The sequence below is a fragment of the Kitasatospora sp. NPDC051984 genome (assembly GCF_044593455.1).
In the GTDB taxonomy this organism is placed as follows: Bacteria; Actinomycetota; Actinomycetes; order Streptomycetales; family Streptomycetaceae; genus Kitasatospora.
On sequence record NZ_JBIUCB010000002.1, the window covers coordinates 30,823 to 31,206 of the forward strand.

A 384-nucleotide genomic window follows, 5' to 3' on the forward strand; every position below is an offset into this window, starting at 1 on the left:
GCAAAGGCACACCCTCCGACGACTTCAACCGCCCCATCTCGGCAGGCATCGAAGGCATCGCCTCATGCAAAGGCACACCCTCCGACGACTTCAACCGCCCCATCTCGGCAGGCATCGAAGGCATCGCCTCATGCAAAGGCACACCCTCCGACGACTTCAACCGCGCGGTCTCCATCGGCTCGCCAACCGCCGTCCCGACCCGGAACGCGGGCGTCACATCCGGCTCGAACCGCCCAACGTGCGCCGCCTCCGTGAACGGCCCGCCCCCGTCGATGCGCTGCGCAGGCATCACATCCGGCTCGAACCGCCCCACATGCGCGGCCTCCGTAAACGGCCCGCCCCCGTCGATGCGCTGCGCAGGCATCACATCCGATTCGAACCGCC

1 protein-coding gene is annotated in these 384 nt (G+C 68.0%); it reads right to left on the minus strand.

All coding sequences use genetic code 11. The features are described 5' to 3' along the window. Positions 1-364, minus strand: a 364-nt coding sequence (locus ACIHEI_RS04120) for a hypothetical protein (RefSeq protein WP_396605504.1), incomplete at its 3' end; no start/stop codon positions are given. Positions 365-384: the final 20 nt, after the last annotated feature.